Source organism: Streptococcus sp. HJ1 (assembly GCF_052399005.1).
Taxonomy (GTDB): Bacteria; Bacillota; Bacilli; order Lactobacillales; family Streptococcaceae; genus Streptococcus.
Window position 1 is genome coordinate 1327170 of the sequence record NZ_CP199005.1, and the last position, 17473, is coordinate 1344642.

Annotated in this window: 23 protein-coding genes, 1 pseudogene and 1 other annotated feature; of the genes and pseudogenes, 6 read left to right on the forward strand and 18 right to left on the reverse strand. The window is 40.8% G+C overall.

Annotated elements, in window-relative coordinates; all coding sequences use genetic code 11:
• From ACT17O_RS06780 to ACT17O_RS06800, 5 genes are all read right to left on the reverse strand, one after another.
• Window positions 1–1263: a glutamate-5-semialdehyde dehydrogenase gene (locus tag ACT17O_RS06780; RefSeq protein ID WP_444817301.1), complete on the reverse strand. Its 1263-nt coding sequence runs from the start codon at window positions 1261–1263 to the stop codon at window positions 1–3.
• Between the two features lie 9 nt (window positions 1264–1272).
• Complete coding sequence (proB, locus tag ACT17O_RS06785) at window positions 1273–2382, reverse strand: glutamate 5-kinase (protein ID WP_444817302.1); 1110 nt, start codon at window positions 2380–2382, stop codon at window positions 1273–1275.
• Window positions 2383–2482: 100 nt separating this feature from the next.
• On the reverse strand, window positions 2483–3382 hold the full coding sequence (locus ACT17O_RS06790; RefSeq protein ID WP_444817303.1) for an RluA family pseudouridine synthase: 900 nt from the start codon (window positions 3380–3382) through the stop codon (window positions 2483–2485).
• Window positions 3366–3833, reverse strand: coding sequence for a signal peptidase II (gene lspA, locus ACT17O_RS06795; RefSeq protein WP_000745683.1), 468 nt, complete (start codon window positions 3831–3833; stop codon window positions 3366–3368). The genes ACT17O_RS06790 and lspA overlap by 17 nt, the downstream gene beginning before the upstream one ends.
• Entirely contained in the window at window positions 3830–4738 is a 909-nt protein-coding gene (locus ACT17O_RS06800; RefSeq protein WP_001025717.1) for a LysR family transcriptional regulator, read from the reverse strand. The genes lspA and ACT17O_RS06800 overlap by 4 nt, the downstream gene beginning before the upstream one ends.
• Between ACT17O_RS06800 and ACT17O_RS06805 the strand changes: the two are divergent.
• Window positions 4731–4802, forward strand: a pseudogene (locus ACT17O_RS06805) (AraC family transcriptional regulator); the annotation flags it as partial. The gene ACT17O_RS06800 and the pseudogene ACT17O_RS06805 overlap by 8 nt on opposite strands.
• A 165-nt stretch (window positions 4803–4967) precedes the next feature.
• On the opposite strand, the gene rpmA reads toward ACT17O_RS06805, so the two are convergent.
• The 4 genes from rpmA to ACT17O_RS06825 all read right to left on the reverse strand — a co-directional run bounded on the left by rpmA (window position 4968) and on the right by ACT17O_RS06825 (window position 6857).
• Window positions 4968–5261: a 50S ribosomal protein L27 gene (gene rpmA, locus ACT17O_RS06810; protein WP_000916509.1), complete on the reverse strand. Its 294-nt coding sequence runs from the start codon at window positions 5259–5261 to the stop codon at window positions 4968–4970.
• A gap of 16 nt (window positions 5262–5277) precedes the next feature.
• Window positions 5278–5622 carry a ribosomal-processing cysteine protease Prp gene (locus ACT17O_RS06815; RefSeq protein WP_000613705.1) on the reverse strand — a complete coding sequence of 115 codons (345 nt, stop codon included), beginning with the start codon at window positions 5620–5622 and terminating at the stop codon, window positions 5278–5280.
• 15 nt (window positions 5623–5637) lie between these two features.
• A complete protein-coding gene (gene rplU, locus ACT17O_RS06820; RefSeq protein ID WP_000109141.1) occupies window positions 5638–5952 on the reverse strand; it encodes a 50S ribosomal protein L21 in 315 nt (104 codons plus the stop codon).
• Between the two features lie 34 nt (window positions 5953–5986).
• Window positions 5987–6107 (reverse strand) — a sequence feature (ribosomal protein L21 leader region).
• Between the two features lie 69 nt (window positions 6108–6176).
• Entirely contained in the window at window positions 6177–6857 is a 681-nt protein-coding gene (locus ACT17O_RS06825; RefSeq protein ID WP_444817304.1) for a YoaK family protein, read from the reverse strand.
• Between the two features lie 155 nt (window positions 6858–7012).
• Between ACT17O_RS06825 and ACT17O_RS06830 the strand changes: the two genes are divergently transcribed.
• The 3 genes from ACT17O_RS06830 (at window position 7013) to tnpA (ending at window position 9707) form a co-directional block, all read left to right on the forward strand.
• Window positions 7013–7990, forward strand: coding sequence for a Gfo/Idh/MocA family protein (locus ACT17O_RS06830; protein ID WP_444817305.1), 978 nt, complete (start codon window positions 7013–7015; stop codon window positions 7988–7990).
• Window positions 7987–9069, forward strand: a complete 1083-nt coding sequence (locus ACT17O_RS06835; RefSeq protein ID WP_444817306.1) for a DEAD/DEAH box helicase — start codon at window positions 7987–7989, stop codon at window positions 9067–9069. Before ACT17O_RS06830 ends, ACT17O_RS06835 begins: the two co-directional genes overlap by 4 nt.
• 173 nt (window positions 9070–9242) lie before the next feature.
• Complete coding sequence (gene tnpA / locus ACT17O_RS06840) at window positions 9243–9707, forward strand: IS200/IS605 family transposase (RefSeq protein ID WP_049505499.1); 465 nt, start codon at window positions 9243–9245, stop codon at window positions 9705–9707.
• Between the two features lie 141 nt (window positions 9708–9848).
• On the opposite strand, the gene ACT17O_RS06845 is transcribed toward tnpA, so the two are convergent.
• Window positions 9849–10226, reverse strand: coding sequence for a DUF1934 domain-containing protein (locus tag ACT17O_RS06845; RefSeq protein ID WP_444817307.1), 378 nt, complete (start codon window positions 10224–10226; stop codon window positions 9849–9851).
• Window positions 10227–10297: 71 nt separating this feature from the next.
• On the opposite strand from ACT17O_RS06845, the gene ACT17O_RS06850 reads away from it, so the two are divergent.
• A complete protein-coding gene (locus ACT17O_RS06850) occupies window positions 10298–11602 on the forward strand; it encodes an HD domain-containing protein (protein WP_444817308.1) in 1305 nt (434 codons plus the stop codon).
• Window positions 11603–11614: 12 nt separating this feature from the next.
• Complete coding sequence (gene yidA, locus ACT17O_RS06855) at window positions 11615–12421, forward strand: sugar-phosphatase (protein WP_268717107.1); 807 nt, start codon at window positions 11615–11617, stop codon at window positions 12419–12421.
• Window positions 12422–12521: 100 nt separating this feature from the next.
• Here yidA and ACT17O_RS06860 read toward each other — a convergent pair whose 3' ends face one another.
• The 8 genes from ACT17O_RS06860 to ACT17O_RS06895 form a co-directional block, all read right to left on the reverse strand.
• Entirely contained in the window at window positions 12522–12998 is a 477-nt protein-coding gene (locus tag ACT17O_RS06860; protein WP_444817865.1) for an Imm6 family immunity protein, read from the reverse strand.
• A 36-nt stretch (window positions 12999–13034) separates the two neighbouring features.
• Complete coding sequence (locus tag ACT17O_RS06865) at window positions 13035–13526, reverse strand: Imm6 family immunity protein (protein ID WP_444817309.1); 492 nt, start codon at window positions 13524–13526, stop codon at window positions 13035–13037.
• A gap of 57 nt (window positions 13527–13583) precedes the next feature.
• Entirely contained in the window at window positions 13584–13778 is a 195-nt protein-coding gene (locus ACT17O_RS06870; protein WP_223329019.1) for a hypothetical protein, read from the reverse strand.
• Between the two features lie 149 nt (window positions 13779–13927).
• The gene (locus tag ACT17O_RS06875; RefSeq protein ID WP_033629945.1) at window positions 13928–14503 is read right to left on the reverse strand and encodes a DUF6572 domain-containing protein; all 576 of its coding nucleotides are present in this window, start codon (window positions 14501–14503) and stop codon (window positions 13928–13930) included.
• Between the two features lie 40 nt (window positions 14504–14543).
• Entirely contained in the window at window positions 14544–15098 is a 555-nt protein-coding gene (locus tag ACT17O_RS06880; RefSeq protein WP_033629946.1) for an NAD glycohydrolase inhibitor, read from the reverse strand.
• On the reverse strand, window positions 15099–15260 hold the full coding sequence (locus tag ACT17O_RS06885) for a hypothetical protein (RefSeq protein ID WP_444817310.1): 162 nt from the start codon (window positions 15258–15260) through the stop codon (window positions 15099–15101). It lies immediately after the preceding gene.
• Between the two features lie 189 nt (window positions 15261–15449).
• On the reverse strand, window positions 15450–16334 hold the full coding sequence (locus ACT17O_RS06890; RefSeq protein ID WP_033629947.1) for a DUF4299 family protein: 885 nt from the start codon (window positions 16332–16334) through the stop codon (window positions 15450–15452).
• Complete coding sequence (locus tag ACT17O_RS06895; protein WP_033629948.1) at window positions 16331–16798, reverse strand: hypothetical protein; 468 nt, start codon at window positions 16796–16798, stop codon at window positions 16331–16333. Before ACT17O_RS06895 ends, ACT17O_RS06890 begins: the two co-directional genes overlap by 4 nt.
• Window positions 16799–17473: the final 675 nt, after the last annotated feature.

The window sequence follows — 17473 nt, forward strand, 5'->3', positions numbered from 1 at the left end:
TTACTCCCTTATCTGTCCGTCACCAGTAACCACATACTTATAGCTGGTTAATTCCTTCAAGCCCATTGGCCCACGCGCGTGCAGTTTCTGAGTAGAAATCCCCATTTCACAACCAAGACCAAATTGACCTCCATCAGTGAAACGTGTTGAAGCATTGACATAAACTGCTGCAGAGTCTACTTGATCTGTAAAGTAAGCCGCAGCTTCAGCATTTTCTGTCACAATGGCATCCGAATGATGGGTACTGTGGGCTTCAATATGCGCGACTGCTTCTTCTAAACTGCTCACAACCTTAACAGCTAGGACATAGTCTAAAAACTCGGTGTCAAAGTCTTGGGCCTCAGCTGCTTGACCTGAAATAAACTGACTTGCTTTGCTATCTAGGCGGAATTGAATCGGTTCCAGCCCAGCTTCTTTACGACTTGTAATCAGAACTTGCTCCAAGCGAGGTAGGAAACCTGCTGCCTTGTCTTCATGAACCAGCAAAACCTCCATAGCATTGCAGACAGAAGGACGACTGGTCTTAGCATTGTTGATGATAGACAGAGCCTTGTCTTCATCGGCATCCTTGTCAACATAGACATGGACAATGCCAGTTCCTGTCTCGATAACAGGTACGATAGCATTTTCAACTACTGCATTGATCAAGCCAGCTCCTCCACGAGGAATAAGAAGGTCTAGATAACCCTTGGCCTTCATCATGGCATAGCTACTTTCACGACTAGTATCTTCCACCAGTTGAATAACATCTGGGTGAATAGTAGTCGTCTCCAAGCCCTTCTTCAAGGCTGTGACAATAGCATGAGCTGTTTGATAGGCATCTTTTCCACTACGAAGAACAACCGCATTCCCACTCTTAAGAGCCAAGGCAGCAGCGTCAGACGTCACATTTGGACGGCTTTCATAGATAATACCGATAACACCCATAGCCACACGTTTTTTGGTGATAACTAAGCCATTTTCAAGATGATTGATTTCTAGGACTTCACCGACGGGATCTGGTAAAGCAACCACTTCACGAATACCTCTTGCCATCGCTTGGATTCGCCCTGCATCCAAATAAAGACGATCCAGCATGACATCTGAAATTTTCCCCTTGACTGCTGCCATATCAAGGGCATTGGCCTCTAAAATCTCCTCAGTAGCCGCCAATAAGTGATCAGCCATAGCTAGCAAGGCTTGGTTTTTCACTGTTTCACTAGCAGTGTTGATTGACTTTTTAACAGCTTGTACCTGTTCAAATTGTTCTTGTGTCCTTACCATTTTTCACCTCTAAAATTCTGTAAAGAGTAGCTGGATTTCAGGAGTGATGGAAATCCAGTCATCACGGTGAATCAAGACTCCCTTGGCTTTTTGAGACCGGAGCATATCTTCTAGGGCTGAGACGCCAAATTGGACACGCCCCTTTCCAAGAGATTGACCTGTTTCTTTATCTGCTACTGTGACAATATCATGGTAAGAGAAGTTGCCTTCCACTTCTACCACACCTGATAAAAGGAGACTTTTCCCGTTTTTTGAAAGTGCTTCTGCAGCTCCACCATCTACCCAAATCGTTCCCTGACTTTGAGCATAGAAGGCTAGCCATTGTTTCTGAGTACGAAGGCCCTTCTCTTGCGCAACAAAGAAGGAACCATCCTTGGTCTCCTCCGCTGCCTCAATCAAGGCATCTGATTTCATGGAAGAGCAGATATAGACTGGCACCCCTGACTCCGTCGCAATAGTTGCAGCTTTGATTTTGGTCAGCATACCACCTGTACCATTAGACGAACCTGCTCCACCAGCCATATCAATAATCTCACGATTGATAGTCTGGATTTTCTCAAGACGTTTAGCTCTTGGATCTGAGTTGGGATTTCCAGTATAGAGACCGTCCACATCCGTCAATAGAACCAAGAGATCTGCTTGAACCATAGCCGCTACCTGAGCACTCAGAGTATCATTGTCCCCAACCTTGAGCTCATCAATAACGACACTGTCATTCTCGTTGATGATAGGAATGGCACCACGATGAAGCAATACAGACAAGGCCTGGTGGGCGTTCTTATAGCGACGTTTATCTACAAAATCATCCTGTGTCAGCAAGATTTGCGCGGAGACGATTTGGCGCATGAGGAGGTTGGTTGTGTATTCTTCTAGGAGTAAACCTTGGCCTACTGCAGCCGAAGCCTGCTTATCTGCAATCTTGGTCGGACGCTTTTTAAAACCCAAAGCTCCAAACCCTGCCGCTACTGCCCCAGATGACACCAAAATCAACTCATGTCCAGCCTCATGCAGCATAGCCAATTGCTGGGTAATTGCCTTTACTTTACTTCTTGATAAACTCCCGTCTTCATTTGTTAAGGAAGATGTCCCTACCTTAAAGACGATTCGTTTGTACTTCATATTCTCACTCCGATTCTTCATATTTATCCATTATAACATGAATGCTTTAAAATAGAAAAGAGTTGAAATAAAAAAGGTTGAGACGGGCATCTCAACTCTTTTATCTATTCTCAGTTTTACGCAATCTTTCCAGCGTTTCTTTAAAAATCTCTGGGATATCTGCTGTGAATTCCAAGGTTTCACCTGTTCTCGGATGGGTAAATCCTAGAGTCTTAGCATGGAGAAATTGTCCATGTCCTTTCAAGGTTTTGCGTGGACCATAGACCTCATCACCAGCGACTGGATGACCGATATAAGCCATATGAACACGGATTTGGTGGGTACGCCCTGTTTCCAGTTGCAACTCCACTAAGCTATAATCACCAAAACGTTCTAAGACGTGAAAACGCGTCACTGCTGGTTTCCCTTTAGCGGTCACGGCCTGTTTCTTACGGTCTTTTTCGCTCCGACCAATCGGCGCTTCAATCACACCACGATCATTTGGCAGATTGCCGTGAACAATCGCCCAGTATTTGCGGAGAGACTTCTTATCCTTGAGCTCTTGGGCAAGTGCCAAGTGGGCCTCATCATTTTTAGCAATCATGAGCAGACCAGACGTATCCTTGTCAATGCGGTGAACGATTCCTGGGCGGAGAACCCCATTGATACCTGACAAGTCCTTGATATGGTACATGAGGGCATTGACCAAGGTTCCGCTGGTATGACCGGCGCTGGGATGAACAACCATCCCTTGAGTTTTGTTAACAACAGCTACATCCTCATCTTGGTAGATGATCTCGAGCGGCAGATTCTCAGCCACATACTCTAAAATCTCTGGTTCTGGCACATGGTAAGTGACTACATCGCCCTCTTGGACAGTGTATTTTGCTTTCTTTACTTGCCCATTAACCAAAACTTGTCCAGCCTTGATTTGTTCATTCGCGAGACTGCGAGATAATTCTGTCAGATCTGACAAAGCCTTGTCTAGACGTTGCCCACCAGTTTCAATTTTTATTTCCATTTACTTCCTCTTTAAGCATTGCAATCAATAAAACAATCACACCAACTGTCAAATAGCTGTCAGCAACATTGAAAATCGCAAAGTTGATAAAGTCTAGGTGAAACATATCCACCACAAAACCTTGACTCATTCTGTCGATAAAGTTGCCCAGACCTCCCGCGATTATCAAAGTCAGTCCAAAAACCAACCAGAGAGAATCCTCCATGTGTTTATGTAAATACCAAATGGCACCCACCATGACGACCAGTGTAATAACAGCAAATAACCACTGCTGATCTTGTAGCATGGAGAAGGCTGCCCCTCTATTTTGCAGATAGGTCAAGCTAACGAGATTGGGGATCCACGAACGCACTTCACCCAGTGGAATCTGCTGGACAACATAATTTTTGACCAACTGATCCAGCCCAATCAAAAGCAGTACAATGACTGCTACTATTCCTCTTTTTTTCATGATTTCCTCTTTTGATCAAAATATTCTTGCATAACCTCAACGAAAAGAGTCCCAGCTTGGCTAAGCTCCACCTCTTCCCGTTTGACGTAGACCATGCGATTATCTAGATTATCCTTGAGACGAATGACTGTGATGCCATTAACACTGTCACTATCTAAAAACCCTGAACCTGTCGCATAGGCATCCGTCCGCTCCAAAATACCATTCAAAGTAGCACGGTCGGTCACATTGAACATCTGGGAGCTCGCGCTGGTGTCGACAAAGTTCTCTGAATAGTATAGATACTCATCCTTTTCCTGAGTAAAACGAACCGTTGGTAAATCAGCTAAATCCTCCATGACCAATTCCTCTTTCTGTGCCAAAGGATGCCCTTCACGAAGATAAATGTGAGTCTGGAAAGGAATTAGTTCAATAACTTCTAAACCAAGCTTTTCAACCCGTTGCATGATGCCCTTTTTATTTTGATTGTTGAGGTAGATAATCCCAATCTCACTATGTCCTTGAGCTACTTCGTCTAAGATTTGAACTGTAGTAGACTCAAAAATACGAAAGTTCTTATAATCAGGATAACGCTCTGAAAAGGCCGTAATCGTTGGTGGCAAGAAGTCATAGTGCTGACTGGCAATGGAAAATTCATCCTTTTCTTCCTCAGGATTGGCATACTGATTTTGAAAAACATCGAAGCCTTTGACCAATTCTTGCGCTTTCTCATAAAATTCCATACCACGACGGGTCAAAAACGTTCCCGAACTCGTCCGACGGAAAATCTTAAAACCAAGCTCTTTTTCCAAATCGCGAACAGAAATAGACAGACTCGGCTGACTAACATACATCTTTTCAGCAGCTTCACGGAAAGTACCACTATTGGCAATGGCCACAACATAGCGTAATTGTTGAATGTTCATCTTTTACCCCCAACTTCTCTATCTGTTCATTATACCATATTTTAGAAGTTTTCCACCTAGGAAAAATAATGTCGCTCACAAAATTCATCTACACTAGTAACAAAGAATTATGGGTATCAAAACAAAAAAATAGGCTCTCCGAAAACTCGGAAAGCCTTATTTTATGCTAGTTCTAGCTTCCTCGCCTTTTCATTTTAAGGCTCGGGATAAAAAGGTTCACTGGACCTTTTTATTTAGCGATTGGGTAAACAGAAACTTGTTTCTTATCGCGACCTTTACGTTCAAAGCGTACTACGCCTTCAACTTTAGCGAACAAAGTATCGTCCCCACCACGTCCAACGTTTACACCTGGATAGATGTGCGTACCACGTTGACGGTAAAGGATTGATCCACCTGTTACAGTTTGTCCGTCAGCTGCTTTAGCTCCAAGACGTTTCGCTTGTGAATCACGTCCGTTTGATGTAGAACCTCCACCTTTTTTGTGGGCGAAAAGTTGCAAGTTGTTAAGAGTCATTTTTAACATAATGTTTTCCTCCGTGTTAGTTTTCTGTGATAACTCTGGTTTGGACGAACTCAGAAGAGTTCTCCGATAAGTTTGCCATACCTAAGAAAAATGATTCGAAGAATAACTGCGTCATTTCTCTCTGGTGTGAAGGAAGATCCGCTGGTATTTCAACCTTTAGATAGCCACCTTCATCTTCGTTTAATTCTAAGATTGGTTCATAGCCTGCAAATTTCTCAATGGAATTGACAAAGTTAATGGCAAGCGTAGAAACCGATGCACACACGACATCTAAGCCGTATTCGCCACTTTCGGCGTGTCCAGTAATTTCCGCACTCCTCAGCTCGCCATCTTCGGCTCTCTCAAAGACTGCTTGTATCATGTGTTCTCCTTAAAATTAAGCGTTGATCGCGTTGATGACAACTTTTGTATATGGTTGACGGTGACCTTGTTTACGGTGGCTACCTTTTTTAGGTTTGTACTTGTATGTAACAACTTTCTTTTGTTTTCCTTGTTTTTCAACAGTTCCAACTACAGTAGCTCCAGCAACAAGTGGAGTTCCGACAACAGTGTTTTCACCACCAACAAGAACAACTTCGTTAAAAGTAACTTCTTGACCAGCTTCAACGTTCAATTTTTCAACGTAAACTGCTTGACCAACTTCAACTTTAACTTGTTTTCCGCCAGTTTTGATAATTGCGTATGTGCTCATTATGCACCTCCTATGATTTTTAGGGTTTCCCCGTATTTTTGTGAAGACTCGCCTAGCATCGTGGGACGAACCACTTAAAAGAAGAGCTCTAAGTATAACAAAGTTTAAATTTTGTATACGACGAGCAAACGATGTTCGTGCGGTTGCACAGGACTGTGCATAGTCAACTCTTCAAGTATAGCATATCTTCTTTTTTCTTACAAGTAAAATCAATTAAAATTAAGCTATTTCTCTCCTTTTTTTCTCCAAGAAGCAAAAAGCATACTGGAGTAAAAGATACTCATCATAAGAGGAACACCTAGAATTGTCTTCTCCTGATAGTAAATCGTCAAATAAGCTGAAAAAACAACTCCGAAGACAAAACTACTAAGCAAGCTAACAAAAATCAATCCCTCTCGTAGAAAAGGCGTATGCTTGGTCCGAAAATAATCTCCAAAAGCTAACATGGTACGTTTGATATTCCCTGTCATAAAAGCATTATTATAGGCAATCCCTGACACTTCTCCAAAAGCAGTTGTCACCAGCCCCATACAGAAGGCTAATGGCGGTACGAGATAGATATTATCAACCGTTTGCGGCACAAAGCCTATAATTAGGGACAGGACTGCAAGAGGAATCAAGGACAAAATCGGCTTTTTAACAATTCGTAGTTTTTCCTTATACAATGTCAGAAAAAAGACGCCCATCATAAAGGACAACAAGGTCATTACTTTAGCACTAGCATCCGATACATTTTGTTGAATGAGTCCTACAGAAAGAAAAACGACATTCCCAGTCTGTCCAGCGACAAGGGTATTCCCTCGCACGATAAAAGTATAAGCATCGACATATCCTGCACAAAAAGTCAAAAAAAGCGCTAGTCGCTTAGACTGACGTGATATTTTTCTTATTGGTAATAATCTCATCTTCTCCCCCTTCTCATTTCATCTACTTATCTAAATATTGTACCACTTTCTCCAAGAAATTCGTAGCCCATTTGAAAATTTTTACCATCTGTTGGATAGTCCTTCTTTTCTATGTTATAATGAAGGAAGGATTTGAAGTCGGAAAAGGAGTATTTATGCTTAAATTAGGTATCATCGGAACAGGGGCTATCAGCCATCATTTCATAGAAGCAGCCCATGCCAGTGGAGAATACCAGCTGGTTGCAGTCTATTCTAGAAAACTAGAAACTGCCGCAACCTTTGCTTCTCGCTATGAAAATATCCAACTCTTTGATCAATTAGAAGACTTCTTTAAGTCTTCCTTTGATGTGGTCTATATCGCCAGTCCAAACTCCTTGCATTTTGTTCAAGCCAAGGCTGCCTTGTCTGCTGGCAAGCATGTCATTCTTGAAAAACCAGCTGTCACTCAGCCACAAGAGTGGCTGGATTTGAGACAGACAGCTGAGAAGAATCACAGTTTTATCTTTGAAGCAGCTCGTAATTATCACGAGGAAGCTTTTACTACTATCAAAAACTTTCTATCAGACAAGCAAGTATTGGGAGCAGATTTCAACTATGCCAAGTATTCTTCCAAGATGCCGGATTTGTTGGCAGGGGAGACGCCAAATGTTTTTTCAGATCGTTTTGCTGGTGGAGCACTTATGGACCTGGGGATTTATCCTCTCTATGCTGCCGTTCGTCTTTTTGGAAAGGCTCAGGACGCGACTTATCAGGCTAAACAGCTTAACAATAGCATAGACCTAAATGGAGACGGTATCCTCTTCTACCCTGACTTTCAAGTTCATATCAAAGCTGGGAAAAACATCACTTCCAATCTTCCTTGTGAGATTTACACAGCAGATGGAACCTTGACCCTCAACACGATTGAGCATGTCCGCTCAGCTATTTTTACCAACCACCAAGGAAATCAAGTCCAGCTCCCTATCCAACAGGCTCCTCATACGATGACTGAGGAAGTTGCTGCATTTGCACAGATGATCCAGCAACCAGACCAGACGTTCTACCAGAACTGGCTGGATGATGCAGGTTCTGTTCATGATTTACTCTATACCATGCGCCAGACTGCTGGCATTAGATTTGAGGCAGAAAAATGAAAACCAAACTACCCACTGAATGGCAAGAACTGAGCGACCAACTCGGTTTCCAAGAATTTACCCCCATTCAAACTCAACTATTTGAGCCTATTCTTGCTGGAGAAAACCTCCTGGGAGTGAGCCCAACAGGAACTGGTAAGACCCTCGCTTACCTCCTGCCAAGTCTTCTCAGACTACAAAAGAAAAAAGCCCAGCAGCTCTTGATTCTAGCACCAAATACAGAACTAGCTGGACAGATTTTTGACGTGTGTAAAACGTGGGCAGAGGCTATCGGCTTGACTGCTCAACTCTTCCTATCAGGCTCCAGTCAGAAACGCCAGATTGAACGCCTCAAAAAAGGACCAGAAATTCTAATCGGTACTCCTGGCCGTATCTTTGAATTGATTAAATTGAAAAAGATCAAGATGATGAATGTAGAAACCATCATTCTGGATGAATTTGACCAATTGCTCGATGATTCTCAGATTCACTTTGTCGAAAAAATCACCCACTACGCACCTCGTGACCACCAACTCATCTACATGAGTGCGACGACCAAGTTTGACCAAGAAAAGATTGCACCAAACACGCGCACTATTGATCTCTCTGATCAAAAACTGGACAACATCCAACACTTCTACATGCAGGTAGACCAACGTCACCGAGTAGATATGCTACGAAAATTGGCTCATGTTGAGGATTTCCGTGGACTAGTTTTCTTTAATAGCCTATCAGATCTTGGAAGTGCAGAGGAAAAACTACAGTATCGGGATGTCTTGGCTGTCTCCCTCGCTAGCGATGTCAATGTCAAGTTTAGAAAAGTTATCTTGGAAAAGTTTAAGGACAAGCAGCTAACCTTGCTCCTTGCAACTGACCTTCTGGCTCGTGGGATTGATATCGATAGCCTAGAATGTGTCGTAAACTTTGACGTCCCTAGAGATATGGAAACCTATACCCACCGTGCAGGACGTACAGGTCGTATGGGTAAAGAGGGCTATGTTATTACTCTCGTAACCCATCCTGAAGAACTGAAAAAACTCAAGAAATTCGCAAGTGTACGTGAAATTGTCCTAAAAAATCAAGAACTCTATATCAAATAAGGTTGGCATTCGCCAACCTTTTTCTTATGTGACTATTAGTCCGTCTCGCTCCGTTAGGTGCGAGACAAATAAACCACCCGCTATGCGGGTGCGCGTCGAAGGTTATACCAAAAAACTCCAAACGCGATACAATAAAGGTGTTCAAGCCAATTGTAAAGCGAAAGGAGAAAAATATGGCACAAAAGGCACATAGTTTATCCCACACAAAGTGGATGTGTAAATATCACATTGTGTTCACCCCTAAGTATAGACGAAAAGTCATTTATAATCAATATCGGAGCAGTTTGGGAGAAATATTTCGCCGATTATGTAGTTATAAAGGTGTTGAGATTATCGAAGGCCACTTAATGCCTGATCATGTACATATGTTAGTAAGTATTCCACCAAGGATAAGTGTTTCAAGTTTTATGGGGTATTTAAAAGGCAAAAGTGCACTCATGATGTTTGACAAACACGCCAACCTCAAGTATAAGTTTGGCAACCGGCATTTCTGGGCAGAAGGTTACTACGTGAGTACAGTAGGACTTAATGAAGCCACAATTAAGAAATATATTCAAGAACAGGAAAAGCATGATATAGCGTTGGATAAATTGAGTGTAAAAGAATATGAGAATCCCTTTAGGGATAGTGGCAAGTAATGCACACACCTCTTTGAGAGGTTTGTGACGAGTCAAGAGCAATGAGGCTTGAACAAAGTGAAAGCCAGCGTCTTTAGGCGCTGGCTGGTGATGTGGGCTTATAGCCCTGGGACAAACCACCCGTTAGACGGGTGGTCATGATTATCCCCAGGTAATTTCAAATTGATAGCTGGCAAAGGGGTGTCCCTCTTGATTTTGCAGTTGATAGGCGAGCTCAATCTTTTGCCCATCCAGTTTGTAGTGACTCGTTCGAATGATAAACTCCTGCATCCCCATTGGAGTCGGAATATAAGCTAAACTATCACTATCCTTGAGAAAACGCATAATGGTCTTCGGATTGGAAAAACGGGTCATCACTAGTTCTTCTTGATGAAACTTGAGAACCACTTTCTCCTTTTCCTCATTATAAAAGAGTAAATAGCTATAATCTCCTTTTTCACGTACTTCCACGTCATAGAGTTGGTCGATGACTTCCAACTGCTCATCAAACTGAATCGTATTGCGCATCCAAATCTTCACATCAAATCCTCTTTCTTGTCTCTTGTCCTACTATTTTACCAAAAAGAGCAGGATTTTGCTATAATGGTCATATGAACGAAAAAGTATTCCGTGACCCAGTTCACAACTATATCCATGTAAACAACCAGGTCATCTATGACTTGATCAATACAAAAGAATTTCAACGTCTGCGCCGTATTAAGCAACTAGGAACTTCCAGCTATACCTTCCATGGTGGCGAACACAGTCGCTTTTCCCACTGTTTGGGGGTCTATGAGATTGCTCGTCGTATCACAGAGATTTTTGAAGAAAAATATCCTGAAGAATGGGATCCTGCTGAGTCTCTCTTGACCATGACCGCTGCGCTCCTTCATGATCTTGGGCATGGTGCCTACTCCCATACTTTTGAACATCTCTTTGATACAGATCATGAAGCTATTACCCAGGAAATCATCCAAAGTCCTGAGACAGAGATTCACCAAGTTCTGCTACAAGTAGCGCCTGACTTTCCAAAAAAAGTTGCCAGTGTCATCGATCATACCTATCCTAACAAGCAGGTCGTGCAGCTCATTTCTAGTCAGATCGATGCGGACCGCATGGACTATCTCTTGCGCGACTCCTATTTTACAGGAGCATCTTATGGGGAATTTGACCTGACTCGCATCCTCCGAGTCATTCGACCTATCGAAAATGGGATCGCCTTTCAGCGCAACGGCATGCATGCCATCGAAGACTATGTTCTCAGTCGCTACCAGATGTATATGCAGGTTTATTTCCACCCAGCAACACGGGCCATGGAAGTTCTCCTACAAAATCTCCTCAAACGCGCCAAAGAACTCTATCCTGAGGATAAGGATTTCTTTGCACGCACTTCTCCTCATTTGCTACCTTTTTTTGAAAAGAAAGTTACTCTATCTGACTATCTAGCTCTGGATGATGGCGTGATGAATACCTACTTCCAACTCTGGATGACCAGTCCTGACAAGATTCTCGCAGACTTGTCGCAACGCTTTGTCAACCGTAAAGTCTTTAAATCTATCACCTTTTCTCAAGAAGACCAAGACCAACTCGCAACCATGAGACAACTGGTTGAAGAAATCGGTTTTGATCCAGACTACTACACAGCTATTCATAAGAACTTTGACCTCCCTTATGATATCTATCGTCCCGAATCTGAAAATCCACGGACTCAGATTGAAATTTTACAAAAAAATGGGGAGCTGGCAGAACTCTCTAGCCTGTCTCCTATCGTCCAATCCCTTGCTGGCAGTCGCCACGGAGATAATCGTTTCTATTTTCCAAAAGAAATGTTGGACCAAAACAGTATCTTCGCAAGCGTTACCCAGCAATTTTTACACTTGATTGAGAACGATCATTTTACCCCAAATAAAAACTAGAAGAGGAAATTTATGAGTATTAAACTAATCGCAGTCGATATCGATGGTACCCTGGTTAACAGTAAAAAAGAAATCACTCCGGAAGTCTTTTCTGCCATCCAAGATGCCAAAGAAGCTGGTGTCAAAGTCGTGATTGCAACGGGTCGTCCTATCGCAGGCGTTGCCAAACTTCTGGACGACTTGCAGTTGAGAGACGAGGGTGACTATGTTGTAACCTTCAACGGTGCCCTTGTCCAAGAAACTGCTACTGGCCATGAGACTATCAGCGAATCCTTGACCTATGAGGATTATCTAGATATGGAATTTCTCAGTCGCAAGCTCGGTGTTCACATGCACGCTATTACCAAGGACGGTATCTATACTGCCAATCGCAATATTGGAAAATACACGGTGCACGAATCAACCCTCGTCAGCATGCCTATTTTCTACCGCACTCCAGAAGAAATGGCTGACAAAGAAATCGTCAAATGTATGTTTATCGATGAACCAGAGATTCTCGATGCTGCGATTGAAAAGATTCCAGCAGAATTTTACGAACGCTACTCTATAAACAAATCTGCTCCTTTCTACCTTGAACTCCTTAAAAAGAATGTAGACAAGGGTTCAGCTATTACTCACCTAGCTGAAAAACTCGGATTGACCAAAGATGAAACCATGGCGATCGGTGACGAAGAGAATGACCGTGCCATGCTGGAAGTCGTTGGAAATCCCGTTGTTATGGAAAATGGAAATCCTGAACTCAAAAAAATCGCCAAATACATCACCAAAACAAATGACGAATCTGGCGTTGCCCATGCTATCCGTACATGGGTACTGTAGAATAATTAAATATAGAAAATAAACGACACCCCAAAAGTAGAGATGACACTCTAACTTCTGGGGTGTTCTTTTTGATTTTTCGCCAAACCTTCTAATCAAATCATCTAAATAATCCCAGTCTATCTAGTTCTTTTAGGGCAGATTCTCTTGATGGGTATGGATTTCTATTGATGAAAATTTTTACTGTTTCGACGTGATGATAAAGATCCATGCTGATTTCTTTTAAATTTCCAATAAAGATATCGAGCAGTTCTGGTTCAATGTTCTCTAAGGGAGAAGGAACCTCTTTCTTATTTTCAAACTCAAAAGCTTCTTTAGCAGTCTCACCTATTGCATAACTAATATTGTCCCACAAGAGACCATTCGCTTCATTTTCATCTAATTGCATGTAGATAAATATTCCACTGAAGTCTGTCCCATCATCTAAAAGGCGATAAAGTTCCTCTCCCCTTTTATCTCTATTCTCCAAAAAACTCCAACAAGCATCCAAGGCGGTTCGAATACGTGAAATATATTGCGTTTCCATACGATTCGCAATTGCCTCCGCAAAAATCAACATAAAACAACTAATCAGAATATCATCTCCTAATTTACACTTGAACGAAATAGCCTATCAATTCTCGTCTGATAAAAATAGTGGTCCAAAGTATTTTTTAACGAGCTCATCCTTTAAATATCCTTCTATTTCTGGACCAGTTATTTGTGAAATAAGCTCCCTATTTTCAGCTAGGATTGGTTTGTAACTTGAAGAAAGAGCCTCAAGTATGTCCTCGTCGGCACTTTCAATCGTTTGTGGCAGGTAAACCTCCTCAGAAGCAATATATGAGTAGTGACAAACTAGGACAAAGAAATTAGCGATACAGTTCCATACTAGTGGATTGGTTTTCTTATCCAGCTCCTGAAATGTCAAGATATCCAGCTCGTCCATATTTTCCAGTCCAGAATATAAAAGATCTGGGCAAAAATCACTCTCTTTATCAAGCTCCTGTTTTGAAAGTTTTAAGGAATCAAGGACAAACTCCTGATATTCTTTCTCACTGATACGATCTACAAGACCGTATATCAACTCCTGTAGGAAGCGTAATAAATTTCTATTTTCATTCATTGAATTTCCTTTTATTACTAAAAAACTAACTTGGTGATCCACTGAAAAACGTGGCACTCACTCTTCCTCCTCAAACATCAGAGTATCTAATTCTTCTCTCTCAATAGCAATTTCTTCAAATGTAGAAATAAGATTATTTACTATTTCTAAGGTGATAATACCAGTCGAATCTCTTATCGTAACCTTGGTTCCAATGGTATTCAACTCATGGATGAGTTCTCGAACCTTTCTCAATCCATCCAAATCTAACATGTATACTTCTATCACCGCGTCATGATCTTTGATTCTAGATTTGATTAAAGAGAAAGGCAAGGATGAATGGTTTCTTAACAACTTATAGGTCCCTGACTTGTCACCTATAGAATCAATAAAAATAGCTAGCATCGTTTCCGTTCCTTTTATTACTCTGGTAATTCTACCTTTAAGCTCATATCAGTCGGTTGCAATACTTTCTGAACAGCTGCTAGGAATGCTAGACCGTTGTCTGATGGAGAATACTGGAAGGTGATATGAATGACTTTTTTGTCAAAGCTATCGCCATATCTCTCTACATATTGCTTGTTTTCGAGGAAGTAGATGTAGTTGTTGAGTTTTTCTTGAAGTTTCAAGAGATGCTCCTCTTCGGTATCTGGAAGCCAAAGATTACCATCAATTAATAAAAGTTCCAAGTCTGTATCACTCGTTCCGATTGCATCAATTTCTGAAACCTCTAACAGAATAGGGATACTTTTAATCCTACATCTAAACTTTACAATCTCATATAATTCTTCAATAGCATCCTTTTCTCTTTCAAAACTAGCTTTTTCATATAACTGTTGACGTTCAGTCACCTCATACACTATAAATCTATTTGCACTTAAATCCTGATAATACCCTATCGCAAACTGCTCTAAAACTTTTTTATTTAAGTACACAGTATAATATCTAAGTTTGTTACTATTAAATTTTAAAAAGTCTAATAATTCCTGTTTTCTCATTTAAAATTCTCCACAACTCTTACATTCACTATGGCGTTTGCTATAGCTCTACTACCTTAGGTGGATTATAGTATTTTTCCTTAAATTCCTTAAGAATCTTCTCTACCTTTTCTTCGTCACACTGTCTGTATAATGGACTACGGTCTAATACATTACATAGTCTTTCATAGGTATAAGTAGGTTTCTGTTCATCTGATAGTTTTGAGATACTTTCTATAATATTTCTTACTAACTCATCAGTCTCAATGACAAAGGGAAGGCTTGTATATTTCTTTACCCATCTACTTTGAATAGAAATATATTTAATTACCTTCTTTAATCTCATTAAATCAATAGATAAGCTAAAATCTTTCAAGATTTCAAAAGTTCTGCGCGCTATATCCCTATCACCTTCCATATACAAAGGATATAAGCAATATTCCATTAATACTCCAATATCTGTACTATCCACGTCATAAGAATCTCGTTGTCGAAAACAATACTTAGCTTCCGTCCCTAGAAAAACTTCAGCTTCTTTCCCTTCCTTCATTATTTCACGATAGTCTTTTACAAAATTTTGATAGTATTCTTTATTTTTCAATTTATATGTCTGCATTTATTTACTCCATTGATTTATTCTGAAAATTCCCTCAACTTGAACAATTTTATTAGTCCCAGCCTTATAGACACTTGGATTTTTGATTTCATAATAGCCTTGACGTTCAATCGCAGATAGAAAATCATCGTAAGAATGCCCCGTTGTGTCAATCGTTGGCATAAGTAGTTCGCTATTTTACCTGTTGAATGAGAGTTTTAATTCTAGTCTCATTATAGCATAAAAAATATAAGTAGAATCAACATGCGAAAAACTTAAAACCATCTGAGAGACTTTTCAGATGGTTATCTTTACACTATCTTCTTCATTATTTTCTAACATCTGAAAACGTTAACCGAACAGGAATTTTTCTTAAAACCCTTGCTTTTTCAAGACAGCTTGCAGAGTTTCAGGAGAAATCGGGTCCACAAGAACATACTTGGCATCTAGCATATAGATGCCCTCAGTTAGCGATTCCAAGTACTGTCGATAAGGAACTTCGGCTAGTTTTTCCCCATCGGCTGTCATGATAAACAGTCGTGCAACTGCAACCTTACTTCCTCGATACTCTTGTAAATATTGAGGTTCTAGCTCTGGTTGAGCCGGCAAAATAGTTCGTCCTTCACTATTTAGATAATTGATAGGGATAATGATGTCCTCTCCATTTTGCTCTACTTTAAAAACTTGCTGCTCAGAGTAATAAGCATTTAGCTGTTGGGTAAAGCGCAAACGCTGGTCATAACTATTTAAGAGTTGCTCGTCCAGCACATGGATAATCTGCCCTAGGTAGAGTTCATTGATGTTAATAGGACGTTTCACTCCCATAATTTCCACGATGGGATGGACTTTTACTTCCTTAGTCAATTCTGAAAGAGCTGATAAGAAAATATCTGTGAAATGAAATTCTAGAATAGAATCTTTATCATACGCCACACCATCATGTTCACATACAGTTACGTCTAAGAGAATGAGCAAGGTTTTCAAGAACATCAAGGCCCCAGTCCAGTCAGAAGCTGTCGCCAAATCTGGAACAGATACCTGATAAGCTTGACCATCAAAAGATAGACGGAACCCTAAACTAGACTTCTCTTTGACCCCAAACTGAACAGAATGGAAATCCGAAATAAGAGAGTCTGCAGATGGCTTTAATCCTGCATCCTTAGCGGAAACGCTGTAACATTCAAAGAGTTCTGCTTGAAGCACCTCACCAATTCTTAGTGATTGGTTGCTTTTTATTGTAAAAATAACTGATTTCATATTTTTCTCCTTCGGTCTACTGGCAAATCCTTTCTACGACGTAGAATCGTTACTTCGCTGACAGGGATTTTTCCTGATGCATACATTGTCTGGCCATATTTCTCATCCAATAATTCCGCATCATCAGCTAAATTGTTTTCAATTAGAAATTCTTTATCAAAAACCAGGAGTCGCACATAAGAATCAGGTGCTGTAAAATCATCATCTCCACGCTTGTGACCAGCCATTGCAAATTCCTGACCTTTGTATAGGACACGATCATAAACCGAATACCTCTGACTAACCTCACTATAAGACAGAAATTTCCCGTATACGCCTTCTCCAGCATCACATACATAGGAACTATAGGGAATGTAGCCTTCTTCCAGCATTGTTGGATCTTTTGATAGAAGAATATAGCCATTTATATAATTCACAAAATTCGAGTATACTTTGTTTTGATAAACTAGAAATTCTTTACGCATACTAACCCTCCACATATTCCATTATACCACAAAAAGAGAGCGGTTTTCGCTCCCTCAATTAAGCTAGTAATTCTACTTTTATATCTATCTATTCCGTAGTCTGTTCTTTAGCATGGTTCTCTCTAAAATCTTTTTTGGATCTATCAATGACTCTACGCAATTCCTCATCATCAACTCCGGGAAGATGGAAATCATAGTTATGCGTCTCTTCTTTTGAAGATTCCGTTCCTGAACTTTCTGATTTCGTGCTCTCTTCAGTAGAAGACGATGCTCCAGAATCTGAAGAGTTAGCTCTTTCAGAACTAGAAGAGCTTGATGTTTTAGGTGCTTTGCGGTCCAATTTTGGTATCTTATTGATTTCCTCAATACTAGGTATTGGCTTATTCGCTTTAACCGGTCTGTAGAGCATCGCAAAAGAGAAGAATAAGGCTACAACTGTTCCTATACACGCCAAAGTTCTTTTACTCGATTCTGACGAAGGAACTTTGACGCCACTTGTACTCAGTTTCTTCCATTCAGGATGTTCTTTTTCTATCTCTTTTTTTTCTTCCCATAGCGGAACTAGCAGAAAATGATTAAAAGGCACAACTGTTCCCATAGCTGTTGCTGCAAGTGGGATAAATCTAGAAAGGTTAAAAATGAGTACTACGCTTAGTATTGCAAATATAGTAAATA